23 protein-coding genes and 1 riboswitch are annotated in these 22,785 nt (G+C 67.3%); of the genes, 11 read left to right on the forward strand and 12 right to left on the reverse strand.

Annotated features, from left to right (window positions below):
• Nucleotides 1-48 precede the first annotated feature (48 nt).
• Genes A5782_RS20750 through A5782_RS20760 form a run of 3 tightly spaced genes read left to right on the forward strand, consistent with a single transcriptional unit; the run spans nucleotide 49 to nucleotide 2,047 of the window.
• A complete protein-coding gene (locus tag A5782_RS20750; protein ID WP_067103966.1) occupies nucleotides 49-672 on the forward strand; it encodes an alpha/beta family hydrolase in 624 nt (207 codons plus the stop codon).
• 46 nt (nucleotides 673-718) lie between these two features.
• Nucleotides 719-1,153 carry a MarR family winged helix-turn-helix transcriptional regulator gene (locus A5782_RS20755; RefSeq protein ID WP_067103967.1) on the forward strand — a complete coding sequence of 145 codons (435 nt, stop codon included), beginning with the start codon at nucleotides 719-721 and terminating at the stop codon, nucleotides 1,151-1,153.
• 24 nt (nucleotides 1,154-1,177) lie between these two features.
• Nucleotides 1,178-2,047: an LLM class F420-dependent oxidoreductase gene (locus A5782_RS20760; protein WP_067103968.1), complete on the forward strand. Its 870-nt coding sequence runs from the start codon at nucleotides 1,178-1,180 to the stop codon at nucleotides 2,045-2,047.
• Nucleotides 2,048-2,063: 16 nt separating this feature from the next.
• On the opposite strand, the gene A5782_RS20765 is transcribed toward A5782_RS20760, so the two are convergent.
• The 5 genes from A5782_RS20765 to A5782_RS20785 all read right to left on the reverse strand — a co-directional run bounded on the left by A5782_RS20765 (nucleotide 2,064) and on the right by A5782_RS20785 (nucleotide 7,475).
• Nucleotides 2,064-3,512 (reverse strand): neutral zinc metallopeptidase, encoded by a 1,449-nt coding sequence (locus tag A5782_RS20765; RefSeq protein ID WP_067103969.1) that lies wholly within the window; start codon nucleotides 3,510-3,512, stop codon nucleotides 2,064-2,066.
• A gap of 150 nt (nucleotides 3,513-3,662) precedes the next feature.
• Complete coding sequence (locus A5782_RS20770; RefSeq protein ID WP_067103970.1) at nucleotides 3,663-5,135, reverse strand: M28 family peptidase; 1,473 nt, start codon at nucleotides 5,133-5,135, stop codon at nucleotides 3,663-3,665.
• Nucleotides 5,132-6,628, reverse strand: coding sequence for a M28 family metallopeptidase (locus A5782_RS20775; protein WP_067103971.1), 1,497 nt, complete (start codon nucleotides 6,626-6,628; stop codon nucleotides 5,132-5,134). Before A5782_RS20775 ends, A5782_RS20770 begins: the two co-directional genes overlap by 4 nt.
• A gap of 53 nt (nucleotides 6,629-6,681) precedes the next feature.
• Nucleotides 6,682-7,107, reverse strand: a complete 426-nt coding sequence (locus tag A5782_RS20780; RefSeq protein ID WP_067103972.1) for a DUF2752 domain-containing protein — start codon at nucleotides 7,105-7,107, stop codon at nucleotides 6,682-6,684.
• Between the two features lie 17 nt (nucleotides 7,108-7,124).
• Nucleotides 7,125-7,475, reverse strand: coding sequence for a CD225/dispanin family protein (locus A5782_RS20785; RefSeq protein WP_067103973.1), 351 nt, complete (start codon nucleotides 7,473-7,475; stop codon nucleotides 7,125-7,127).
• 337 nt (nucleotides 7,476-7,812) lie between these two features.
• Between A5782_RS20785 and A5782_RS20790 the strand changes: the two genes are divergently transcribed.
• Both A5782_RS20790 and A5782_RS20795 read left to right on the forward strand, forming a co-directional pair.
• A complete protein-coding gene (locus A5782_RS20790) occupies nucleotides 7,813-8,343 on the forward strand; it encodes a serine/threonine protein kinase (RefSeq protein ID WP_067103974.1) in 531 nt (176 codons plus the stop codon).
• A gap of 89 nt (nucleotides 8,344-8,432) precedes the next feature.
• The gene (locus A5782_RS20795; RefSeq protein ID WP_067103975.1) at nucleotides 8,433-8,954 is read left to right on the forward strand and encodes a serine/threonine protein kinase; all 522 of its coding nucleotides are present in this window, start codon (nucleotides 8,433-8,435) and stop codon (nucleotides 8,952-8,954) included.
• 3 nt (nucleotides 8,955-8,957) lie between these two features.
• On the opposite strand, the gene A5782_RS20800 is transcribed toward A5782_RS20795, so the two are convergent.
• The 4 genes from A5782_RS20800 to thiO are packed head-to-tail and all read right to left on the reverse strand — an operon-like array spanning nucleotide 8,958 to nucleotide 11,858.
• Complete coding sequence (locus A5782_RS20800) at nucleotides 8,958-9,725, reverse strand: SGNH/GDSL hydrolase family protein (protein WP_067103976.1); 768 nt, start codon at nucleotides 9,723-9,725, stop codon at nucleotides 8,958-8,960.
• Between the two features lie 10 nt (nucleotides 9,726-9,735).
• Nucleotides 9,736-10,581, reverse strand: a complete 846-nt coding sequence (locus A5782_RS20805) for a thiazole synthase (RefSeq protein WP_255360786.1) — start codon at nucleotides 10,579-10,581, stop codon at nucleotides 9,736-9,738.
• Between the two features lie 7 nt (nucleotides 10,582-10,588).
• Nucleotides 10,589-10,786, reverse strand: a complete 198-nt coding sequence (gene thiS / locus A5782_RS20810) for a sulfur carrier protein ThiS (RefSeq protein ID WP_067103978.1) — start codon at nucleotides 10,784-10,786, stop codon at nucleotides 10,589-10,591.
• Nucleotides 10,787-10,835: 49 nt separating this feature from the next.
• Nucleotides 10,836-11,858, reverse strand: a complete 1,023-nt coding sequence (gene thiO / locus A5782_RS20815; RefSeq protein ID WP_067104037.1) for a glycine oxidase ThiO — start codon at nucleotides 11,856-11,858, stop codon at nucleotides 10,836-10,838.
• 1 nt (nucleotide 11,859) lies between these two features.
• Nucleotides 11,860-11,996: riboswitch (TPP riboswitch) on the reverse strand.
• A gap of 49 nt (nucleotides 11,997-12,045) precedes the next feature.
• Here thiO and thiE point away from each other — a divergent pair.
• A complete protein-coding gene (thiE, locus tag A5782_RS20820) occupies nucleotides 12,046-12,729 on the forward strand; it encodes a thiamine phosphate synthase (RefSeq protein WP_067104038.1) in 684 nt (227 codons plus the stop codon).
• Here the strand turns inward: thiE and A5782_RS20825 are convergent.
• Nucleotides 12,701-13,342 carry an NUDIX hydrolase gene (locus tag A5782_RS20825; RefSeq protein ID WP_067103979.1) on the reverse strand — a complete coding sequence of 214 codons (642 nt, stop codon included), beginning with the start codon at nucleotides 13,340-13,342 and terminating at the stop codon, nucleotides 12,701-12,703. The two genes, thiE and A5782_RS20825, sit on opposite strands and share 29 nt — an antisense overlap.
• 140 nt (nucleotides 13,343-13,482) lie before the next feature.
• Here A5782_RS20825 and glnX point away from each other — a divergent pair, with 140 nt between their 5' ends.
• From glnX to A5782_RS20840, 3 genes are read left to right on the forward strand one after another with little or no spacing between them, the layout of a single operon-like run.
• Entirely contained in the window at nucleotides 13,483-14,802 is a 1,320-nt protein-coding gene (gene glnX, locus A5782_RS20830; RefSeq protein WP_067103980.1) for a protein kinase G-activating protein GlnX, read from the forward strand.
• A complete protein-coding gene (locus A5782_RS20835; protein ID WP_067103981.1) occupies nucleotides 14,802-15,779 on the forward strand; it encodes a glutamate ABC transporter substrate-binding protein in 978 nt (325 codons plus the stop codon). Before glnX ends, A5782_RS20835 begins: the two co-directional genes overlap by 1 nt.
• A complete protein-coding gene (locus A5782_RS20840) occupies nucleotides 15,779-18,064 on the forward strand; it encodes a serine/threonine-protein kinase PknG (protein WP_067103982.1) in 2,286 nt (761 codons plus the stop codon). The genes A5782_RS20835 and A5782_RS20840 overlap by 1 nt, the downstream gene beginning before the upstream one ends.
• 115 nt (nucleotides 18,065-18,179) lie before the next feature.
• On the opposite strand, the gene A5782_RS20845 is transcribed toward A5782_RS20840, so the two are convergent.
• Nucleotides 18,180-19,034: a hypothetical protein gene (locus tag A5782_RS20845; protein WP_067104039.1), complete on the reverse strand. Its 855-nt coding sequence runs from the start codon at nucleotides 19,032-19,034 to the stop codon at nucleotides 18,180-18,182.
• A gap of 94 nt (nucleotides 19,035-19,128) precedes the next feature.
• On the opposite strand from A5782_RS20845, the gene A5782_RS20850 reads away from it, so the two are divergent.
• Together A5782_RS20850 and A5782_RS20855 are read left to right on the forward strand one after the other, a co-directional pair.
• Nucleotides 19,129-20,445 (forward strand): DUF1800 domain-containing protein, encoded by a 1,317-nt coding sequence (locus A5782_RS20850; protein ID WP_067103983.1) that lies wholly within the window; start codon nucleotides 19,129-19,131, stop codon nucleotides 20,443-20,445.
• An 11-nt stretch (nucleotides 20,446-20,456) separates the two neighbouring features.
• Entirely contained in the window at nucleotides 20,457-21,641 is a 1,185-nt protein-coding gene (locus tag A5782_RS20855) for a DUF1501 domain-containing protein (RefSeq protein ID WP_067103984.1), read from the forward strand.
• Here A5782_RS20855 and A5782_RS20860 read toward each other — a convergent pair.
• Nucleotides 21,630-22,766 (reverse strand): acetate kinase, encoded by a 1,137-nt coding sequence (locus tag A5782_RS20860; RefSeq protein WP_156624040.1) that lies wholly within the window; start codon nucleotides 22,764-22,766, stop codon nucleotides 21,630-21,632. The genes A5782_RS20855 and A5782_RS20860 overlap by 12 nt on opposite strands.
• Nucleotides 22,767-22,785: the final 19 nt, after the last annotated feature.

The following is a 22,785-nucleotide window of genomic DNA, read 5'->3' on the forward strand; positions in this document are numbered from 1 at the left end:
TGCCCGCCTCCTGCTCGGTCCGTTCCGCAGCGCATCGTCGGCGGGCGCGTGAACCTCGATCACATCTCGGGCATCGCACACCAACCAGGCGGCGACCCAAAAGGCGTGGTGGTGCTGACCCACGGCGCCGGCGGCAACCGGGATGCTGTTCTGCTGCAAAATGTGTGCGACGAATGGGCGCAGCGCGGCTGGCTTGCGGTGCGCTACAACCTGCCCTACCGCCGGCGCCGGCCCACCGGCCCGCCCTCTGGTTCCGCCGCCACCGACCGGGCCGGCATCGTCGAGGCCATCACGTTGTGCCGCGGCCTTGCCGGCGGCCCCCTGATCGCCGGTGGCCACTCCTACGGCGGCCGGCAGACATCCATGGTGGTCGCGGCCGGCGAAGCGACGGTGGACGCACTGACGCTGTTCTCCTATCCGGTTCATCCCCCCGGCAAACCCGAACGCGCCCGTACCGAGCACCTGCCCGACATCACGGTGCCGACCGTGTTCACCCATGGAACGTCGGATCCGTTCGGCACTCCCGACGAATTGCGTGCCGCCGCCGCGTTGATCACCGGAACGACCGCCGTCGTCGAGATCGCCAGTGCCCGACACGATCTGCGGTCCAAGACCTTGAACGTGCCGGCGTTGGCCGTCAATGCCGCTCTGCAGCTGCTTGGGCGGACATAGACAGCTGAAACTGGACAGTTTTGACTGTCTAAGTTAGAGTGGTGACGTGGATGGCATCAGCGACTCCGCGGTAGCGGCGGCACGCGACATCAGGGTGGTGTTCAGCCGGCTACGGCGCCGGTTGAAGGATGTCGCGGTCGACGGTTTGACACCGTCACAGACGGCGGTGCTCACCCGGCTGTGGAAAGAGGGCCCGTCTTCGGCCAGCGTATTGGCCGGCGCGGAACAGGTGCGTCCCCAGTCGATGGCCACCATCCTGGCCGCCCTGGGCCAACGCGGGCTCATCGAGCGCAGCCCGGATCCCAACGACGGTCGGCGCCAAGTCGTCTCGTTGACCCCGGCGGGCAAACGGCGCGCCGAAAGCGACCGTCGTGCCCGCGAAGAGTGGCTGGCGCGCGCCATCCAGGAGCGCTATACCGAGGCCGAGCGGCGCGTCATCGTCGACGCGTTGTCGCTACTCGAGCGCTTGACCGAACAATAAAGACGCGAAAGGACGGAAGCTGCAATGGAATTGGGATTGCATTTCATCGACTTTCTGCCGGGAGACCCGGCCAGGCTGGGCCCGACGCTGGCGGACGCGGCCAAGGCCGCCGAACAGGGCGGCGCCACGCTGTTCACCCTGGCCGATCATTTCTTCCAAATGGAAGCCATGGGACGGGCGGAGGATCCGTTCCTGGAGGGATACACGTCACTGGGATTTTTGGCCGGGCAGACGTCGGCCATCGACCTGAGCCTGTTGGTCACCGGAGTCACCTACCGGTATCCGGGACTGCTGGCCAAGGCGGTCACGACGCTGGACGTCTTATCGCAGGGCCGTTCGATGCTGGGGCTCGGCGCGGCCTGGTACGACCGCGAGCACGCCGCCCTGGGCTTTCCGTATCCGCCGGTGAGCCAACGCTTCGAGATGCTCGAAGAAACGCTGCAGATCTGCCGGCAGATGTGGAGCGACAACGACGGCCCGTACGAAGGCGCGCACTACCGGTTGGCCGAGACAATTTGTGAGCCACAACCGATTCGGCGCCCCCCGATTCTGATCGGCGGGGACGGCGAGAAGAAGACGCTGCGTCTGGTCGCGCAATACGCCGACATCTGGAATTCCACGGTGACCGAAGTCGACGGGATCAAGCACAAGATCGAGGTGCTGAAGCGGCATTGCGGCACCGTCGGCCGCGATCCCGGCGAGATCCGCAAGACGGTCGGCTACTTCGTCAATCCCTTCGAGGACCTCGACGGGTATTTCAAGACCGTCGAAGGTTACGCCGAACTCGGCGTCGAGATGGTCAATGCCGGCCCCTTCCCGGGTAATCCGGACCCGGTCGGGTTTGTTCGCCGCCTGGGCGACGAGGTTATCCCCCGGCTCGCCGAAATAGGTTGATCCGGTTGATGATTCGTCAGCCGGGATAGCGGGAGTAACAGGCATCCGCGTTGCCGGTCACGCCGCCGCGGAACGCGGCGATCCGGGTGAACCCGGCCGGCACGCTGGTGCCGTCCGCATCACTGGCGACCAGACGATTGGTGAGCAGGCCGGCAACCGCTTCGTCGAGATCGCCCGCGGTCAGCAGCAATTGGTTGTGCGAGGGCAGGTCGATCGGCTCGGCCATCTTGCGGTGCACCACACCGGTCAGGCATGCGGTGCGCAGCGCGGTCCACGGGCTTTGCATCGGCAGGCCGCGTTCATGCTGCACCGCCAGCGCGTATCTCGACATCACGACGGACAGGGCGGTGTCGTCGCCTTGCGGCAGGGTCTGCTCCTTCTCATCGGCGAGCGCGCCCATGGCGGCGAGTCCGGGCAGGTCGATCACGATCGTGTTGGTGCCCGGACAGTAGGACGCCGGCGGGGTGGCCTTGGCGTCCGGGCAAGCGCCCGGCTGGTAGGACAGCGCCGGCGGGTTGGTCGGGGAGAAGATCTTGCCCAGCAGTTCCATCAAATTCGACAAGGTGTCTTGGTTGATCGGCACCTCCCCGGTCTCGGGTGCGCCGGTGGTGGAGTCGACCCGTAGGGCATTCGGCAAATCGCCGCGGCGCTGCTCGATTTCGTTGCGGTTGATCGCCGCGCAGGCCGGGGCGCCATTGAGGAAACCCACCTGGAAGGCGCTGATGCGGTCCAGGGCCGACCCGTGCGCGTCGTCGTTTTCGGTCTCGCTGTCCATCACCGGGTCACGCGTGGTGATGATTCCCGCCAGCACGTGATCGAGCCCGTCGGCGGTGCTCAGCGTGAAGCGTGGCGACTTGCCGTCGGCGACCCAGTACAGATAGACACCCGCGAAGCAATCGGCCTGCTGCTCGCGAACGATGGTCGCGTCTCGTCTGGTCACCAGCTTCGCCATCTGCTGCAGCGCATGCCCGAATTCGTGTGCCAGCACACCGGTGACGGACATGTCACCGAAGTACTTCTGCGCGGTGGGCATGAATACGCCGCGGTCCCAGGCGATCAGATTGCACTTGCCGGTGTAGAAGGCGTTGACGAGTTTGTAGGTGTCGTTGTGGCACACGATCGGGCTGCTCGGATCGGTGGAGTTGTAGGACACCATCTTGCTGAGCGGAACGAACCTGCCCTTCAGCGATTGGTCGTACACCGATTGCCAGTAGTCCTCGATGTCGTTGACCGACAGCAATGCCAGGGTGTCCATCGGCCCGTTGTCGGTGTTGAGCACCTTGCCGGTGGGACTGGGCGCATTCGACCGGATTCCGCTGGGCCCATTGGTCGCGGGCAGCCCCCCGACCAGAAAGGGGTCGTTGAGCATCGACAGCGCGCGTCCGTCGACGAACGTCGTGCAACCGGCGACCACCAGTACCGTCGCCGCCCACATGAGTGCCGACCTGAGCGCATGGCTATTCATGACCAACCTCATCCCGACCGGCTACAGGGCAGCATCAAGGAAAACTCATTCTAGAGGCATTGACCGTACACGGCAGCAGAAATCGAGGGACCCAGCAAACATAGACATTGCCGGAAGCCTTGCGACCGTCGCCACCGACAAACCCCGCCGTCACGGCACTCGGGTGCGATGCCTCTTGTTGTGCGGCGGCACGCCGTTGACCCCACCGATGGACTCCGCGTAGCTGCCGACGACGAAGCCGACGCCAGAACCCATGACCGCCAGCGCTTCCCGGTTGATGTTGTCGACGGTGTCACGAGGACCCTGGAAGTTCGGGTCGAACGCCACGCCGGCCTGCCCGCCCCATAATCGGGCCTGCACGGTGGTTTTCGGCTGCGAAGCGCCGGTGGTCATGCCCCCGACCGGCACGCCCGCAACCATGAACGGGTGGTAGTCGGCCCTGGTGTCCAACGGCATGTCCGCGGGACGCCTGCCGGCGAGGTTCAGATAGCCGGACAGGGTGCGTTCGATGCCGGCCGAGCCTTCGGGCACGTCCGCGGCGGAGACGCCGGGTCCGGGTGGGCCGGACTGATCGCCGTCGTCGGTGAAGAATCCCGCGTTGGGCGAACCCAGCATGGCGAAGTTCAAGTACAGCGCGATGTCATTGAGTTGGTCGCGATCCATGCCGAAAACGTAGTCCATGACGCCGCCCCGCCCGTCCTCGTCGGCGCCCCAGAACACGAACCGCACCGCGTTGTTCACCGGAGCCAGCGGACCCAACTGCAGCGCCGTCTCCAACACGGCGGCCACCCCGGAACCGTCGTCGTTGATCCCGGGTCCGGCACGTGAGCCGTCCAGATGCGCACCGACCACGACGACGTCATGGGCAGAGCCGGTCTTGGTCTGCGCCACGACATTTCGGGACGTGATCTTCATGTTCTGCGCATCCAGCACCAGACGTATCGGTGCGGTGGAGCCGGTCAGCGCGGCGGCTCCGTAGGAACCCAGCACGGCGACGGGCACGGTCAGCTGCTTGAAGTAGCCGGGGGTGAACAACGTGGGTGGCGCTCCCCGGCCGGTAGGGGAACTGAGCACGATCAGGGCGCTCGCGCCCTTGGCCACCGCGCTGTTCTGTTTGTCGACCACCGAACAGTGCGCGTCGTCGACGATGGCGATCGCACCCCTGGGCACGGCCGCCGGGTAATCGTTGGCCGTGCAACCCGACGGCTGCGCCGGCCGGATCGGCTGGCCGGTCAGTCCGCCGGGCGGCGTCTGGACCAGCAGCGAGGCTTGGTCGACGGAATAGGTGCGGCCCCCGACGGTGAGCGCGGGCTTACCCAGGGACAGGGTGTAGAGCCGGTCGAACTGCGGCGTCTGAACGTCGAAACCCTTGTCGCGCAAGGTCTTAGCCACGTAGTCCACGCTGGCGTTGAAGCCCGGCGTCCCGTCCGCGCGATTGCCGCCGTTGGCGTTGGCGATGTTCTGCAAGGCGCGCAGGTGGGTCAGCATGCCCTCGCCGTTGACCTTTTTGGCCAGGGTGTGCCCAAGGTCGGGTGTCGCCGTCGGCAGCCCGGGTCGGGTCGACGAACAGCCGGCCACCAGCGCGGCGATCAGCAGCAGGGCCGCACCCAGCCGGGAGATCATGATTTGACGAGTACGTGCCGGGTGCGGTCCGCCATGGCGGGGACGCCGTTATGCCCGCTGAGGTCTTGCCCGTAGAGACCGATCGCGTAAGCCACACCCCCACCGTTGATTCCCAGTGCGGTGCGGTCGACGTGGTCGAGGGTGTCGGTCTTCTGGTGGTAGTTGGGGTCGAACGGTTGATCGGCGGTCCCGCCCCACAACTTGGCCTGGTCGGCGGACATCTTCCCCTCGGCGCCCGAGAACAGGCCGCCGGCGGGAATCCCCGCCAGGGTGAATCCGTCGTAGTCGGACCGGCCGTCGAACGATGTGTCCTGCGCGGTCTTTCCGGCCGATTTCAGGTAGGCGACCAACGTGCGCTCGATACCGGCCGAGCCCTCGGGCACCACCGGCCGTCCGCGAGCGTCCACGGGCAGCGACTGGTCGCCGTCGTAGGTGAAGTAGCCGGGGTTCGGCGACGCGAGCATGTCGAAGTTGAGGTACAGCGCAATGTTTTTCAGCGCCGTCAGGTCCAGTGACTCGACGTAGTTGCGCGACCCTATCAGTCCGAGCTCCTCTGCACCCCAGAAGCCGAACCGCAGCGCGTTTCGTACCGAGGGCGAACTCCCTAGCCGCACAGCGGTTTCCAATACCGCGGCCACGCCCGATCCGTTGTCGTTGATACCCGGCCCCTCGGGCACGCTGTCCAAGTGCGCCCCGGCCATCACCACGTCGCTCGCGGATCCGGTTTTGGTCTGCGCAATCACGTTGCGGGCCCGAAAACTTTGGGCGCCGGCGTTGAGCTTGATCGTGGTGGGCCCGGGTTGCCCGCGCAACTGCACCCCCACCGACCTGGTCACGCTCAGCACCGGAATCTTGACTTCGGTGGCCGGCCCGAGCGTGCCGCCCATCTCTTGTTCGTCGACGTTGTCGGCGATGATCATCGCCACGGCGCCGCGCTGTGCCGCGGCGTCTTCCTTCTGAGCGAACGGGCACGTGCCGCGATCCACCAGCACGACGGCACCCTGCAGCGGCAGGTTGGCGTAGTCGGAGGGCGCGCAACCCAAGTTGTTCGTCGGTGCGGCGACGAGCGACCCGCTCACTCCGTCCGGCGGGGTGCCCAGGCTGAAGTCCAGTGCGCGCGCCTCCACCGACCTGCCCCCGACGGTGAGCACCGGCTTCTCGGCGTGAAACACGCGCGCCGAGAATTCGGGGGTCTGTACGTCAAATCCACTGCCGCGCAAGACATTAACCACGTAATCGACACTGGCTTCGTACCCGGGGGTACCCACCGACCGAGTGCCGTTGTTCGCGTTGGCGATGTCCTGCAGCTTGGACAGGTGGGCCATCATCGCATCGGCGGTGACCTTGTCACGCAGACTAGCGGCAAATTCGGCCGCGGCGGGATTACCGGTTGTTTGCTGCGAGTGAGACGACCGATGGAAGCAGCCGGTCGAGAATGCGGTCAGGGCGATCGCGGCGAGCAACGCCGGCATCGTCGTGGATTTGTTCACCATCGCGCCCCAGGTTAGACCGCTGCCCAACCGCCGCCGATCAGGACACGGCGGTATCAGACATGCAGTGCGCTGAAGGGCGCAAAGGGGATGTTGCGCACCACGAACCAGGTCAGCACCAGTGACAGTGTCAGGACGGCGGCCCAGCGTCGGTGCTGCCAACTGCGGATCCGCCGGCCCACCAGGCGCCCGTAGGTCCAGGAAAAGTACGCCCACACCAACAGCGCGACAGCCGCCAGGCCCAAAGCATTGAACCTGGCGGCCGCCAACAGATTGCCGTGCATGAGCGAATACAGCATGCGTAGGCTGCCGCATCCGGGACAGTCGATCCCCAACAACGCTTTGGTGGGGCATACCGGTAGCGGGCCGTTCGGCGTGGTCGGGTCGCCCGCCCAGATGGCGGCGCACATCAGCGTCGTGGATGCGGCCACCACCAGTGGTGCACCCAGATTCGCGTGCGCCGCCCCCCAGCGGGTCACCATGATCGGACCCAGCGGCTCTAGAACATCGCGGCGAGTGCCGCGTTGGTGTTCGTGTTCAGCGCACCGAGCGCCATCAAGATGGCGTAGATGACGCCCACGACGACGCCGATGACCGCCGACCAGATCACCCATTTCTTGGCGCTGTCGGCCGACGCCTGCGCCTCGGCGTAGCGGCCCTGCGCCCACAACCCATTGACCTGGCTCGACTTGACGATCGCCACGATCCCGAAGGGAAGACAGCAGAACAGGGTCACCAGAATCGACCACACCAGATAGTTATTCGGCGCTTGGCCGGCCGGCTGCTGGGGCGGATATCCGGGCGGAGGCGGCGGCGGGTAACCGGGCGGCGGAGGAGGGGGTTGTGTCATGGATTCTCCAGTCAAGGGGAGTTAGCTGGCGTGAAGCGGTGCTAACCATACCCGAGCGGACTCTGATCGGCACTAGCAATGAAAGAACTGGTTTTAGGCAACCCGGGCACAACGCGTCGGCGACATCACCGCGTGCGCCGAAAGGCTGGATTACAGCCGTGCCTCAACATAATTCAAGATCCGGCGCGACGACTGGTGCACCACTACCATTTGCCTGGGCCTCTGCGGGTTGAACCGAAAAAGGATGCCCACACAGACAATTGCCTGCAGAACGTATTGCTTTATCACGACATAGCCCTACTATCCGTGTTTAGAAGCGGCCGTTAAGGAGCCATTCATGTCTGATTTCAGCAACATGCTGCGGGCGGTGACGGCAACGGCACTCACGGGCGGTGTGGCCTTAGCGGGCGACATCTCGGCGAGCGCGGATCCCGCCACCACCGGGAGCCCGTCGGATATCAACTCGCTTGCGGCCTCACTGTCGAAGGGCTACGGCCTCAACAACTGCACCGCCCAGAACATCGACCGCAGCACGCAACTGGCGGTGCTCACCTGCGGGCAGAGCCCCGATCCGAGCGGTCCGGTTCAGGCCAAGTACGTCCTATTCACCAATGCCGACAATTTGGCCACCTCGTTCAAGGCCACCATCAAAGAGGACGTTCTGACCCCATGCGGGGACGCCGACCAGTCGCCTTCGAACTGGCACAAGGACGGTTCGGCCGGCAGCGCCGGGCAGGCGGCCTGCGGCACTTACCAAAACGGTGCCGAGATCATCTGGACCACGGACACCAAAAACACGCTGAGCTATCTGCGCGCATCCAACACCGACGTGGCGGCGCTCTACCAGTGGTGGCGGGCCAACGGGTGACGTTCCCGATGGGCCCCAACCGATTCGGTGGACAGATAACCGAGAGACGTTCGCCCCTCTTTATTTCCATCAACCGCAGGGAGTCAAAAATGTCACATCTCAGCACCGCGCTGCGAGCCGTGTCGGCAGCAGCTTTCACAGGCGGTTTGGCTTTCGCGGGTGTTGCCACCGCGAACGCCGAACCCAACACCGGTAACGCGTCAGACATGAACACGTTGGCAGCCTCACTGTCGAAGGGCTACGGCCTGAACAACTGCAAGTCACAAGAGCTGACCGAAACCGGTGAACTGGCCGAACTCATCTGCGGGCAAAGCCCCGACTCCAGCGGTCCGGGATCCGGTGTCTACGCACTGTTCTCCAACAGCACGAATCTGGGCTCCGCATTCAGTTCCACCATCAAAGACGTGTCCCTGGCCGCATGCGGGGACGCCGGGGCGTCACCGGGAACCTGGAAACAGAACGGCCAGACGGGCGGGCAGATCGCGTGCGGCACTTATAAGAACTACGCGACGTTGACCTGGACCACCGACGCCAAAAACGTGTTGGGACACCTCACCGCGGCCAATTCCGACGTCAGCGCGCTCTACCAGTGGTGGCGCACCAACGGCTGACGTTTACCGTTGAGCCGCAATTAATTCCGCTACCGCGCGCATCCCGGCGGCGTTCGGGTGCAACGGGGCCGGGCGCCCCGGCAGTGGGACACCATAGCGCGCCGGCAGCGTCGTCCAGGGGTCTTCCGACCATGCGTGGTGTTCGCGGCCGGCCGCTCCGGCGCGGATCACTTCGCAGCCGGTTGCCGCCGCGGCATCGGCCGTCATGTTTTCCAGCGTCGCGGCCACGTGCCGGCCCAGGTCGGCATCGGCGGGTGACAGCGGCGCGGCCGGCACGCCCGCGGGCGGAAGCACCGTCAGGTAGTCGACGAAGAAGACGCGTGCCCGCGGGGATCGTTGACGCAGTGCACGGCCGACCGCGCACAGCGGTTCAAACACCGCGTCCAGGGCCAGATCCCGCGCCCCGCGATCCAGCAGATCAAAGATGCGATTCCCGAGCAGCGGCAGGTGACGCAGTGGACGCGGCAGCGACGCGGCCATCAACAGCGGAATGTAGCCGACGTCGTTGCCGCCGATGGTGACCGTGACCAGACTCTCGGTGCCGTCCAGTGCGGCGATTTGGGGCGGCGCCCCGCGTTGGCTATCGGTGAGCACGTGCGCGGTGGTCGCCCCGGAGAAGGTGACGTCGACCAAGTCATGGTGGTAACGCTGCGCGATCAGATGCGCGTAGTTGCGTGCGGATCGGCCCGACCATCGCGGAGCCCCGGCGGCGCGGGGCCGGATGCCGGGACCGGCGGCCATCGAACTGCCCAGCGCGACATAACGACTCATCGGCTCAGGCTCAATTGCCCGGCTCCTCAGCGGCCCACTGCGCGGCCCGCATCGTCGCCGGACCAGGGCTCGACGCCTGCGCCCAGAACCGCTTCGGGATCCGTCCGGCGCGCCGGGCCAGATACCCGGCGGTGACGGCGGCCGCCATCGCGGCGGCCATCGCGACCGGATCGGCGGCGCGGGTGACCGCGGTGGCCAACAGCACGGCGTCGCAACCCAATTCCATTGCCAGCGCCGCGTCGCTGGCGGTTCCGATGCCGGCGTCGAGCACCACCGGAACGCCGGCCCGGGCGACGATCATCTCGATGTTGTGGGGATTGATGATGCCAAGGCCGGTGCCGATCGGCGAACCCAGCGGCATGACCGCCGCGCATCCGGCGTCCTCGAGCCGACGCGCCAGCACCGGATCATCGTTGGTGTAGGGCAGGACGACGAACCCGTCATCGACCAATTGTTCTGCGGCTCGCACCAATTCGACCGCGTCGGGCAGCAGCGTGCGTTCGTCCGCGATCACCTCGAGCTTGATCCAGTTGGTGTTCAGCGCCTCGCGCGCCAACTGTGCGGTGAGCACCGCCTCGGCCGCGCCGCGGCATCCCGCAGTGTTGGGCAGCGGGGTGATGCCCAACCGGTTGAGCAGATCGAGCAATCCGGTGCCGCCCTCGGCGTCGACCCGCCGTATCGCGACGGTGGTCAGTTCCGTGCCCGAGGCCACCAGCGCCTCTTCCAGCACCGCCAGGTTGCTCGCTCCGCCGGTCCCCATGATGAGTCGCGACGCGAAGCTGCGGTCGCCGATGGTCAGTTTGGTTCCCGCCTCCTGACGATGCGGTCCAGGATGGGCCGAGGAGGAAGGGGACAACTCAGATCTAGCCACCTTGCACCGCCGTCACTATCTCGAGGCGGGCACCGTCGAAAAGCTCGGTGGCCCACCGGGATCGCGGCAGCACCGCGTCGTCCATGGCCACCGCCACGCCGCGGTCCGGAAAACCCAGGGAATCCAGTAGCGCGGCGACGGTGATGTGCGCGTCGACATCGACCTTCTGCTCGTTGACCACGACGATCATTGGCGCCGCTCCTCCCCATCGCTTTCGCTGTGCATCGTCGCAGCGCGGATCATTGATGTGCTCCCACCGGGGCCAGTTCGGAAACGATCTGTTCTGCCGTCCAGGGCGCCAACAAAAATCCCGACCGGCCGTGGCCGGCGGCGATCAGGGTCCGTGCGTCCAGGCGATGCACCAACGGCAGATTGTCGGGTGTCATCGGGCGCAGCCCGGCGGCGCACTCGGCCAGCTCGTATTCACCCAGCGCCGGCAGCACCGCGCACGCGTCGTCGAGCAGATCGCGCACTCCCGAGACGACCGGGGCGGTATCGCGCCCGTGTTCGTACTGGGTGGCGCCGACGACGACCCCGTCCGCGCGGGGCACCAGGTATACCTGCCGTCCGTGTACACGGGCGCGAACAACCCGCTGCGGCAACGGCATACAACCTGGGCGCCATCGCAGTCGCAGCACTTCACCCTTCACCGGGCGCACCGGCAGCCCCGGCCACAACGCCGGCGCGTCAATGCCGTTGGCGATCACCACCGCGTCGGCCTCGACGCGCGACAGGTCGTGCACCGGCGGCGCCCACCGCACCCCGAGGCGCTCGCACTGCGCGCTGAGCGCGTCCAGCACCGCCCGGTTGTCCACGGCAAGCTCGGTGGGCGCCCGAAAGCCGTGCCTGATGCCCTGTGCCAGCAGCGGTTCGACGTCGCGCGCGGCCGACTCCCAAACCACCGGATGCCCTTGGGCGGACAACCACTCCGCGACGGTGCGCAGGTCGGCGACATCGGCGCGGTCGACGGCCACCACCAGCGACTCGCGTGCGGTGACCACCTCGGGCGGCAGGCCGTCCAGGAAACCGCCCTCGCGCCACAGTCGCAGCGATTCCAGGCCCAGCCGCAGCAACCGCTCTTCGCCGGGCCAGCCCTCGCTGTGCGGCGCCAGCATGCCGCCGGCGACCCAGGATGCCCCCTTCTGATCGGTGCGGTGCACCCGCACCGACCACCCGGCCTGCGCGGCGCGGCGCGCCACCGCGAGCCCGATGACGCCGCCACCGACGACGGCCAGTGACCCCAGCGGTGGTCCCGAAGGCATCCCGGTCATTCGTGAGCCTCCCTTCGCCGGCATGATCCGGATCAGGTGTGACGGTAAGGGCAAGTCCGGGTGGCCCCGGCTGTGCCCACTCTCAGCCCCGCAGTCACTCGACTACCCGGGACTCCCGTGTCTAGTGGTTCTCTTCGGCTCCACGCTAGCGCGCTAGCGTCTCGGTGTGCAGCGTCCCATTCATAGACGACTATCCGTTCTGGCCACGGCGCGGCTCTATCTGTGCACCGACGCGCGCCGTGAGCGCGGTGATTTGGCCGATTTCGCCGACGCCGCCCTGGCCGGTGGCGTGGACATCATCCAGCTGCGCGACAAGGGTTCGGCCGGTGAGCAGCGGTTCGGCCCCCTCGAGGCGCGCGACGAGCTCGCGGCGTGCCAGATCCTGGCCGAGGCGGCCCACCGACACGGCGCCTTGTTCGCCGTCAACGACCGCGCCGACATCGCCCGCGCGGCCGGCGCCGATGTGCTGCATCTCGGCCAGGGCGACCTGCCGCTGGGGATCGCGCGCGACATCGTCGGTCCGGACGTGCTGCTCGGCTCGTCCACCCACAGCGCCGACCAGGCGACCGCTGCGGCACTCAGCGATGCGGACTACTTCTGCGTCGGCCCGTGCTGGCCCACGCCCACCAAGCCGGATCGTGCGGCGCCCGGGCTGCCGCTGGTACGGGTGGCCGCCGGCCTGGGCGCCGAACACGGCGGCGATAAGCCGTGGTTCGCGATCGGCGGCATCGACGAGCAGCGGCTGCCCGAAGTGCTCGACGCCGGTGCCCGGCGCATCGTGGTGGTCCGGGCGATCACCGCGGCCGCCGACCCGCGGGCTGCGGCCCAGCGGCTCAGTTCGGCGCTGGCAGCAGCGACCTGATCCGGCGGGTCAGCTGCGAGGGCGCTTCGTCGGCCTGAACCGGAGGGCCGGGCATGCACCAGACGAAGACGCCGGTCTCGACCTCGATCGTGCGCGGCAGGTATTGCCGGCGTTCGTCGCCGTGGTCCAGCGGCAACACCGCCGGCGCGGTGCGCAGCCGCTGCCAGCTGGCCGCGAAGCCCGGATGCAGCGGCAGGTCGGCCACGTCGTTTTCGGCGACCCAGCGCATCTCGGCGCTTTCCCGGTTGGGCACGGTATGCAGCAACTCAGCGGCGTCGGCGACGACGGTGGTGTAGCTCCACCGCGTGCCGGCGATCCCGGCCACCTCGGCCGTGACCACGGTCGCGCGCACGGCGAGCCGCTCACCGAGCACCCCGGCCTCCTCGTTCGCTTCGCGCACCGCCGTCTCCTCGGGCGTTTCGTGGCTGTCCCGGGCGCCGCCCGGCAGCCCCCAGGTGCCGCCCTGATGACTCCACACCGCGCGATGCTGCAACAGCACCGCGGGCGTACCGTCGGATTGCGGGGCCCGCAGCAGCAAACCCGCCGCGCCGTAACGGCCCCAGTAATGGGCGCCGCTGTCGGAGATCACCCAGCCGTCACCGTCGCCCTGCACCGATTCAGGATATGCAGACTTGGTTGGGGCGTCGTCAATTGCGTCTGCCTCCACCCATCCAGCCGAACATGCTCTTAGACTTCGCTTATAGAGGTCCGTGCAGCGAAATCCGGTGGCCGAGAGATGAGGGCTGATAAGACGTGACGGTTGAGCTGGCGCACCCGTCGACCGAGCCGCAGGGATCGCGGTCACCGGCCGAACCAGCCCATCCACGCTGGTGGTTCATCTCGACCACGCCGGGCCGCATCTTGACCATCGGCATCGTGCTGGCCGCGCTCGGCGGCATCAGCGCCTTCGCCACGTCGACCACCATCAACCATCGGCAGCAGGTGCTCACCACGGTGCTCAACCACACCGAGCCGCTGTCGTTCGCCGCCGGGCGGCTCTACACCACCCTGTCGGTGGCCGACGCCGCGGCGGCCACCGCGTTCATCGCCGAGGCCGAGCCGCAACCCGTGCGCCAGCGCTACGAGCAGGCCATCACCGACGCGTCGGTGGCCGTCACCCGGGCCTCGAGCGGGCTCACCGACGAACCGTTGGTGCAGCTGCTGGGCCGGATCAACGCCGAGCTGGCCGTCTACACCGGCCTGATCGAAATCGCGCGAACCAACAACCGGGAGGGCAATCCGGTCGGGTCGTCGTACCTGTCGGAGGCCTCGGGGCTGATGCAATCGACGATCCTGCCCGACGCGGCGCGTCTTTATCAGGCGACGTCGGAGCGGGTGGACGCCGAAACCACGGCGTCGACCCAGATTCCGGCGCCAGTCATCATGGTGGTCGGCGCCACCGTGATCTTCGGCGCGTTCTCCCACCGCTGGCTGGCGCGGCGCACCCGGCGCCGAATCAACCCGGGCCTGGTGGTGGGCGCACTCGCTATTCTCGTCATGGTGGTTTGGGTTGGAACTGCACTGACCATTTCTACGGCGGCCAGTCGTAGTGCGAAGGACACTGCCGCGGAATCCCTCAAGACCGTCACCAATGTCGCGATCACCGCCCAGCAAGCGCGCGCCGACGAGACGCTGTCGCTGATCCGCCGCGGCGACGAAGAGAAGCGCAAGCAGTCGTTTTATCAACGCATCGATTCCATGCACCGCCAGCTCGACCAGTACATGTCCCGCAGCGATGCCGTGGACAAGCCGGACCTGGAAGGCGCCGATCAGCTGCTGCTGCGCTGGCGACAGGCCAACGACCGGATCACCTCGTACATCTCGGTGGGTAACTACCGGGCCGCGACCCAGGTGGCGCTGGGCAGCAGCGAAGAAGACTCCACCCCGGCGTTCGACAAGCTGGAAGGCGAGCTGGCCAAGGCCATGGATCAGGGCCGCATCACCCTGCGCAACGACGTCATCAACGCCCGCAGCGGGCTGTCCGGGGCCCAGGTGGGCGGCGTGGTGCTCAGCCTCGGCGCCGCCATCGCGGTGGCGCTGGGGCTGTGGCCGAGGCTGAAAGAGTATCGATAATGATCCGCCTGCCCCTGCTTCGCCGGGCGTGCACCGTGGCCGCCGCGGTGGCGATACTGGCGGGCTGCGGACACACGGAATCGCTGCAGGTGGCCAGCGTGCCGACGTTGCCGCCGCCGACGCCGGTCGGCATGGAGCAGTTGGCGCCCGAGCCGCCCCTGCCGCCCGACGGCCCGAATCAGAACTGCGATCTGACGGCCAGCCTGCGGCCCTTTGCCACCAAGGCGGAGGCCGACGCCGCGGTGGCCGACATCCGCGCCCGGGGCCGGCTGATCGTCGGGCTGGACATCGGCAGCAACCTGTTCAGCTTCCGCGACCCGATCACCGGCGAGATCAGCGGTTTCGACGTCGACATCGCCGGCGAGATCGCGCGCGACATCTTCGGGGCGCCGTCGCACGTCGAGTACCGGATCCTGGCATCCGACGAACGGGTCACCGCCCTGCAGAACTCCGAGGTCGACGTCGTGGTCAAGACCATGACCATCACCTGCGACCGGCGCAAGCTGGTCAACTTCTCGACCGTCTACCTCGACGCCAATCAGCGCATCCTGGCCCCGCGCGACTCGTCGATCGTCAAGGTCTCCGACCTGTCCGGCAAGCGCGTGTGCGTGGCCAAAGGCACGACGTCGCTGCACCGGATTCAGCAGATCGACCCACCGCCGGTCGTGGTGTCGGTGGTCAACTGGGCCGACTGCCTGGTGGCGATGCAGCAGCGCGAGATCGACGCGGTCAGCACGGATGATTCGATCCTGGCCGGGCTGGTCGAAGAGGATCCCTACCTGCACATCGTCGGACCCAATATGGCCACCCAGCCCTATGGCATCGGGATCAATTTGAACAACACGCCACTGGTGCGGTTCGTCAACGGAACCCTGGAACGGATCCGCCGCGACGGTACGTGGAACACGTTGTACCGCAAGTGGTTGACAGTGCTGGGCCCCGCGCCGGCCCCGCCCACCCCGAGGTATCTGGACTGATGACCGAGCCGGATAAGCACACCGAGCAGCCGGAAACCGGCGCGGAGGACGTCGCCCCGGGCACCCAGCCGGCCGACGTCCAGGGCGGCGCGGCGACGGGGCGGTTGCAGGCCACTCAGGCACTGTTCCGTCCCGACTTCGACGACGACGACGATGACGACGACTTTCCGCACATTTCGCTGGGTGCCTTGGACACCGATCCGCAGGACCGCTTGACGGTGGCGACGCGATCGCTGCCGGCGGTCAGACAGCTCGGCGGTGGCCTGGTCGAGATTCCCCGCGGACGCGATATCGATCCGCTCGAAGCCCTGATGACCAATCCGGTGGTACCGGAGTCGAAACGATTCTGCTGGAACTGCGGAAAGCCGGTGGGGCGGTCCAGCAAGAAAGCCAAGGGGACGTCGGAGGGGTGGTGTCCGTCCTGCGGCAGCCCGTATTCGTTTCTGCCGCAGCTCAATCCCGGCGATATCGTCGCCAACCAGTACGAGGTCAAGGGCTGCATCGCGCACGGCGGTCTGGGCTGGGTCTACCTGGCGGTCGACCACAACGTCAACGACCGGCCGGTGGTGCTCAAGGGTTTGGTGCACTCCGGCGACGCGGAGGCGCAGGCGATCGCGATGGCCGAACGACAGTTCCTGGCCGAGGTGGTCCACCCGCAGATCGTGCAGATCTTCAACTTCGTCGAGCACAAGGACCAGCACGGCAACCCGGTCGGTCTCATCGTCATGGAGTACGTCGGCGGGCAGCCGCTCAAGCACGGGAAGGGCGAGAAGCTACCCGTGGCCGAGGCCGTCGCCTACCTGCTGGAAATCCTGCCCGCGCTGAGCTATCTGCACTCCATCGGCCTGGTCTACAACGACCTGAAGCCGGAGAACATCATGCGCACCGAAGAGCAGCTCAAGTTGATCGACCTGGGCGCGGTGTCGCGGATCAATTCGTTCGGGTACCTGTATGGCACACCGGGTTTCCAGGCACCCGAGATCGTGCGGACCGGCCCTACGGTCGCCACGGACATCTACACGGTGGGCCGCACGCTGGCCGCGCTCACGCTGAACCTGCAAACCCGCAACGGTCGCTACGTCGACGGCCTGCCCGAGCACGACCCGGTGTTGACCACCTACGACTCCTTCCGCCGGTTGTTGCGCCGCGCCACCGACCCCGACCCGCGGCGCCGGTTCGCCAGCACCGAAGAGATGTCCGCCCAGTTGATGGGCGTGCTGCGCGAGGTCGTCGCCTACGACAGCGGGATGCCGCGGCCCGGCCTCTCGACGATCTTCAGCCCCAGCCGCTCAACGTTTGGGGTGGACTTGCTGGTCGCCCACACCGACGTGTACCTGGACGGTCAGGTCCACTCGGAGAAGCTGACCGCCCGTGAGATCGTGACCGCTTTGCAAGTGCCGCTGGTGGATCCGGCCGACGTCGCGGCTCCCGTCCTGCAGGCGACGGTGCTGTCCCAGCCGGTGCAGACTCTGGATTCGTTGCGCGCGGCCCGGCACGGGACGCTGGACGCCGACGGCGTCGAGTTGTCCGAGTCGGTGGAGCTGCCGCTGATGGAGGTCCGCGCGCTGCTGGATCTCGGTGACGTGGCCAAGGCCACCCGCAAGCTCGAGGACCTGGCCGAGCGGGTCGGCTGGCAGTGGCGGCTGGTGTGGTACAAGGCCGTGGCCGAGCTGCTCACCGGCGACTACGATTCGGCCACAATGCATTTCATCGAAGTGCTGGACACGTTCCCCGGTGAGCTGGCGCCCAAGCTGGCACTGGCCGCCACCGCCGAGCTGGCCGGCGACGTCGACTACCACAAGTTCTACGAGACGGTGTGGAAGACCAACGACGGCGTGATCTCGGCGGCCTTCGGGTTGGCCAGAGCGCTGTCCGCGGAAGGCGATCGGGCCGCCGCGGTGCGCACCCTGGACGAGGTGCCGGCCACCTCGAGGCACTTCACCACCGCGCGGCTGACCAGCGCGGTGACGCTGTTGTCCGGCCGGTCCAAGAGCGAGATCACCGAAGAGGACATTCGCGACGCGGCCCGTCGGGTGGAGGCGCTGCCGCCCACCGAACCCCGCGTCCTGCAGATCCGCGCCCTGGTGCTGGGTTGTGCGATGGACTGGCTGGAAGACAACAAGGCCAGCACCAACCACATCCTCGGTTTCCCGTTCACCGAGCACGGGCTGCGGCTGGGCGTCGAGGCGGCGCTGCGCAATCTGGCCCGCGTCGCGCCCACCCAGCGGCACCGCTACGCGCTGGTCGACATGGCGAACCGGGTGCGGCCCACCAGTACGTTCTGAGGCTTCGTTGCCGGGTTCGCGTCGGGCCCACCGTCGGGCCCACCGTCGAAGCCCACCTTCGGTGAGTGTGCCTCCAGGGCGGGAAATTAGCGTGGAATTCGCCCTACACGCACACTCAAAGCCCTGAACGCACACTGGAAGCCACCAGGGCGGCTCGTACACGGTGCACTACGTCGACGGGGTGGTCCTCAGCGACGACCCGGACGACGATCCAGCCCATCCGCTCGAGCTTTTCTAGCCGGCGAACGTCCTTCACGTATTGCCGTCGGTCGGTCCGGTGGTGATCGCCGTCGTATTCGACAGCCACCATTGCCTCGTCCCAGCCGAGGTCGAGGTAGGCGAAGGGGAGTCCGTCCACGCCGAGCACCGGTATCTGTGTTTGCGGCCGGGGCAGGCCGGCGTCGATAAGGAGTAGCCGCAGGTAGCTCTCCCGAGGGGATTGCGCTCCTGGGTCGAACAGTTCTAGCGCGGTTTCCAGCTGCCGCAGGCCGGGCGAATGAGGGTGGCTTCGGGCAACACTGCGCACGTCGTCGACCTTGAAGTCCGTCGCCCGCGCGAGGGCGTCGAGCCGAACAATGGCTGAGCGGATGGCCCCGCGCCTCCCGATATCGAAGGCGGTTCGCTCGGGTGTGGTGGCCGGTACGCCGTCGATGGACTGCGTCTCCCCCGCGGTCAGCGCGCAGCGGCGAGTGAGCACGCCTTGGGGCGCGCGAGGTCTGCCGCATATCAGCTCAACGGGGACATTGTCGGGTATCCACCTGGCGCCGTGCAGGAAAGCGGCTGCGGCCCCTGCGATGACGGCTTGGCCACCAGACCACAGCCACGCGGCTGCGATACGCAGCTCGAGCGAGGGCGCTGTGTCATTCGGGAGATAGACGTCGGGAAACACCGCTCGGTATCGCGTCCGCAGCTGGTGCCGGCTCAGCGTGCCATGGCGCAACGCCTCGCTGCCGACAAACGGCTCCTTCATGCCCCGCAGGGTCACACGCGTGGGCCGCATCGCGTGCACGTGCATACACAGGCGTCACAAGGAAATCGCAAGGAAGATCGGGCACAGTTATCCCATGGCAGCGCAGTCCCCGGTGTGGGTCAGCACGGCCCGCATGCTGCGCCGGGCCGGGTTCGGGGTGACCGGACCCGAGGTCGACGCTGCCGTCGGCCGGGACTGGCCCGGCCATGTGGACTCGATGCTGGCCACCGATCCCGACGCCGATCCCGGCGCGCTCGCCACCCCTTTGCCCGCCTTTGCCACACCCAGCCCGCCCGGCAAGCGCGCCACGCCGGCCGCGCACCACCACTACAACCAGCAGGTGACCGAACAGTTGGGCGTGCTGTCGAATTGGTGGATACGTCGCATGGTCGACGTGCGCCAGCCCGTCCACGAAAAGCTGACCCTATTGTGGCACAACCACTTCGCCACCTCGGCGCAGAAGGTGCGGGTCGCCGCATACATGGCCGCCCAGAATCAGAAACTGCGCGCGGGGTCGTTGGGCGACTTTCGCGCCCTGGCTTACGCGATGCTGACCGACGCCGCGATGCTGCGCTGGCTGGACGCACAGCGCAGTACAGCCAAGGCACCCAACGAAAACCTGGCCCGCGAGTTCATGGAGTTGTTCGCGTTGGGACATGGCAACGGCTACACCGAGAGCGACGTGCGCAACGGCGCCCGCGCCCTGACGGGGTGGGTGATCGAGGCGGGGGGCACCACTGCCATGACCCGCAAACGCCATGACACGAAAGCCAAGACGCTGTTCGGACAGAGCCGCAACTTCGATGCCGCCGGGTTCTGCGACGCCGTGCTGGCGCAACCCAGATCGGCCGGATACGTCGCAGGACGCCTGTGGCGGCAATTGGCGTCCGACGACCCCCCGTCATCCCCGGCGCTCGACCGGCTGGTCGCCGCGTACGGCCCCGGCCGCGACCTGCGCGCGCTGACGCGCGCGATCCTCACCGACAACGAATTCACCGCCAGCCGCGCCGCGGTGGTCAACACCCCGGCCGAATGGCTCGTCGGCGTCATCCGGGCGCTGCGGGTGCCCGTCAACGACCCCAAGCGCCTGAAGATGATCGACGCGACGCTGCGCACGCTGGGTCAACGGCCGTTTTATCCACCCAGTGTCGGCGGCTGGCCCGGCGGCCAGGTGTGGCTGTCCACCGCCAGCGCCGGGGCCCGACTGCGCGCCGCGACCGAACTGGCACACGCCGGTGACCTCTCCGGCATCGACAGCGCCGCCGCGGGTGACCGCGTCGACGCGGTCGGTTACCTGATCGGTGTCGGCGCCTGGTCGGACCGCACCGCCAAGGCACTGCAGGCCCTGGTGCGCCAACCGCCGCAGTTGGTCGCGGCCGCGGTCAACACTCCCGAATACCTGACGTCCTAGCGAGATCAGCCATGCCCGAGATGAACCGTCGCCGATTCCTGATCGCCAGCGCGGGCGTCGGGGCGGCCGGCCTGTTGTCTTCAGCCGTGGCGGTCAGTTGGCCCGACCTGATGCGCGCGGCGCAGGACCGACCGCTTGCGCAAGGTGCCGGCGTCCTGGTGATCGCCACGCTCTACGGCGGCAACGACGGCATCAACACGCTGATCCCCTACGCGGACAACGCCTATCACGACGCCCGCCCCGAACTCGCCTACGCAGCGGGCGACGTTCTCCACCTCGATGAGCAACTTGGGCTCAACCCGGCGATGAAGGGATTGGCGGGGCTGTGGAACCAACGGCAGCTCGCCATCGTGCGCGGCGCGGGCTACCCGGAGCCCGACCACAGCCACTTCCGTTCCATGGACATCTGGCAGACGGCGTCGCCCGCCGAACCGGTTTCGACCGGCTGGATCGGCCGCTGGCTCGACGCCACCGGCGAGGACCCGTTGCGGGCGGTCAACATCGGGGCCGTCCTACCACCACTGGCCGTCGGCGCAAAGTGCACGGCCGCAGCGCTTTCCCCGGGCGGCGGGCCGGGCAGGGCGGAGAAATTCGACGCGATCATGACCGCGCTGGGCAACGACGATCCCGACGACACTCCCGCGATGGCCGCGGTTTGCAAGGCCTACCGCGCGGCGCGCACCGCCGACACCGCCTTCTCCTCGGTCAAACCCGCTGCCGAGGACCACAATTCACTGGGTGCCCAGCTGGGCATGGTCGCCCAGGCCATCAAGGCCCGCGTCCCCACGAGGGTCTACACGGTGCAACTGGGTGGCTTCGACACCCATGCCGGCGAACGGGGCACCCAGCAACGTCTCCTGCAGACGTTCGACGAGGCGGTGACCGGGTTCGTTCAGGAGATGGCCGGCCGCGACGTGGTGCTGATGGCGTATTCGGAATTCGGGCGCCGGGTGCGGGCCAATGCCTCGCAGGGCACCGATCACGGCACGGCCGGCCCCGTTTTCATCGCGGGCGCGCCCGTGCAGGGCGGCTTCTATGGCGAGCAGCCCAGCCTCGCCGACCTCGACAACGGAGACCTGAAGTACACCACTGATTTTCGTGATATCTATGCCGAGCTGCTGGCGCGAACGGTCGGCGCCGATCCCACGCCGTCGGTCGGCACCGGGCGAAACAGCCTCGGATTCCTATCCGCCTAACACGTTCACGCAGTCACGGGCGATGGCCAGTTCTTCGTTGGTCGGGATGACCAGCACGGCGATCGGCGAATCGTCGGCGGAAATCTGACGGGCACCCTTGCCGCCGCCCAGGTTGCGACGCTCGTCAAGCACGATGCCCAGTTCCTCCAGGCCCGCCACCGCGTCGCGGCGCACCGCCGGGTCGTTCTCCCCGATCCCGGCGGTGAAGCTGATGACATCGGTGTGCCCGAGAACGGCCAGGTAGGCACCGATGTACTTGCGCAACCGATGGGTGAACACGCTGTACGCCAATTGCGCTGCCTCGTCGCCGGATTCGATCATCGTCCGTAACCGGCGAAAGTCGCGCTCACCGGACAGGCCCAACACCCCGGACCGCTGGTTGAGCATGGACTCGATGTCGTCGACGCCCATGTCGGCCGTGTGGGACAGATAGCCGACGACGCTGGGATCGATGTCGCCGCTGCGGGTGCCCATCACCAGCCCCTCCAGTGGCGTCAAACCCATCGAGGTGTCCAGCGGCCGGGCGCCGGCGATCGCCGAGGCGGAGCACCCGTTACCCAGGTGCAGCACAATCTGTTTCAGGCCGCCGACGGACCGGTCGAGGAAGGCGGCGGCCTGCTCGCTGACGTAGCGGTGCGAGGTGCCGTGGAACCCGTAGCGGCGAATCTGATATTGCTGCGCCAGTTCGCGGTCGATCGCATAGGTGGCCGCGGCGGGCGGCAGGTCGTGGAAGAATCCGGTGTCGAACACCGCGATGTGGGCGATGTCGGGCAGCAGTTTTCGCGCGACCTCAATTCCCTTGAGCGCGGGCGGGTTGTGCAGTGGGGCCAACTCCGACAATTCGTGCAGCCGGCCGATCACCGTATCGTCCAGCACTGTGGGGTGATAGAACGTGTTGCCGCCATGCACCACTCGGTGGCCCACCGCGACGATGCCGCTCGCCTTCAGGTCGATGCCGTCGCCGGCCAACGTGTCGAACGCGCGGCGCAGCGCTGCGTCATGGTCGGCAACCGGCGACGATTCCTCTCCGATCCGCTCGACGATGCCCGTCGTCCGGGCCGTCCCCGAATCAGGGTCGACCACTTGATATTTCAGAGATGACGAGCCGGAGTTGATCACCAGCACCAGGCGCTCGCGGTGGGTT

This window comes from Mycobacterium sp. 852002-40037_SCH5390672, assembly GCF_001665875.1.
Lineage (GTDB): Bacteria > Actinomycetota > Actinomycetes > Mycobacteriales > Mycobacteriaceae > Mycobacterium.

What these genes read in the sequence shown, in the direction of transcription:
- A5782_RS20760 (WP_067103968.1), top strand. Translation starts at nt 1,178, where the DNA reads ATGGAATTGGGATTGCATTTCATCGACTTTCTGCCGGGAGACCCGGCC.
- A5782_RS20765 (WP_067103969.1), bottom strand. Translation starts at nt 3,512, where the DNA reads ATGAATAGCCATGCGCTCAGGTCGGCACTCATGTGGGCGGCGACGGTA.
- A5782_RS20770 (WP_067103970.1), bottom strand. Translation starts at nt 5,135, where the DNA reads ATGATCTCCCGGCTGGGTGCGGCCCTGCTGCTGATCGCCGCGCTGGTG.
- A5782_RS20775 (WP_067103971.1), bottom strand. Translation starts at nt 6,628, where the DNA reads ATGGTGAACAAATCCACGACGATGCCGGCGTTGCTCGCCGCGATCGCC.
- A5782_RS20780 (WP_067103972.1), bottom strand. Translation starts at nt 7,107, where the DNA reads ATGGTGACCCGCTGGGGGGCGGCGCACGCGAATCTGGGTGCACCACTG.
- A5782_RS20785 (WP_067103973.1), bottom strand. Translation starts at nt 7,475, where the DNA reads ATGACACAACCCCCTCCTCCGCCGCCCGGTTACCCGCCGCCGCCTCCG.
- A5782_RS20790 (WP_067103974.1), top strand. Translation starts at nt 7,813, where the DNA reads ATGTCTGATTTCAGCAACATGCTGCGGGCGGTGACGGCAACGGCACTC.
- A5782_RS20795 (WP_067103975.1), top strand. Translation starts at nt 8,433, where the DNA reads ATGTCACATCTCAGCACCGCGCTGCGAGCCGTGTCGGCAGCAGCTTTC.
- A5782_RS20800 (WP_067103976.1), bottom strand. Translation starts at nt 9,725, where the DNA reads ATGAGTCGTTATGTCGCGCTGGGCAGTTCGATGGCCGCCGGTCCCGGC.
- thiS (WP_067103978.1), bottom strand. Translation starts at nt 10,786, where the DNA reads ATGATCGTCGTGGTCAACGAGCAGAAGGTCGATGTCGACGCGCACATC.
- thiO (WP_067104037.1), bottom strand. Translation starts at nt 11,858, where the DNA reads ATGCCTTCGGGACCACCGCTGGGGTCACTGGCCGTCGTCGGTGGCGGC.
- A5782_RS20835 (WP_067103981.1), top strand. Translation starts at nt 14,802, where the DNA reads ATGATCCGCCTGCCCCTGCTTCGCCGGGCGTGCACCGTGGCCGCCGCG.
- A5782_RS20840 (WP_067103982.1), top strand. Translation starts at nt 15,779, where the DNA reads ATGACCGAGCCGGATAAGCACACCGAGCAGCCGGAAACCGGCGCGGAG.
- A5782_RS20845 (WP_067104039.1), bottom strand. Translation starts at nt 19,034, where the DNA reads ATGAAGGAGCCGTTTGTCGGCAGCGAGGCGTTGCGCCATGGCACGCTG.
- A5782_RS20850 (WP_067103983.1), top strand. Translation starts at nt 19,129, where the DNA reads ATGGCAGCGCAGTCCCCGGTGTGGGTCAGCACGGCCCGCATGCTGCGC.
- A5782_RS20855 (WP_067103984.1), top strand. Translation starts at nt 20,457, where the DNA reads ATGCCCGAGATGAACCGTCGCCGATTCCTGATCGCCAGCGCGGGCGTC.